Here is a 244-nt window from a genome sequence, read left to right as displayed (position 1 = left end):
GAGCACTTCACGGTGAATGCATGGGGCCGCGATAATGAGGCCCGCGCTTTCTCGAACATGATCGACCAGTTCGGCGGTGAGGGGCGTGTGTACGCATGTGTCTCGGATGCCTACGACATCTACAATGCCGTGGACAACATCTGGGGCAAGCAGTTGAAGGATAAGGTCTTGTCGAAGGGTGGGCGCGTTGTGATTCGCCCTGACTCCGGCGATCCGGTATCCGTGGTGCTGTACTGTGTAAAGT

The 244-nt window shown here is 57.0% G+C and carries 1 pseudogene; it reads left to right on the top strand.

The annotated features are described in order from the left end of the window. A pseudogene (locus tag AC1RPW_RS08625) lies at positions 1-244 on the top strand (hypothetical protein); the annotation flags it as partial.

It is taken from the genome of Dellaglioa sp. CoH-55-MRSF-8 (assembly GCF_056782195.1).
This window is presented reverse-complemented; position numbering and strand designations above follow the sequence as displayed.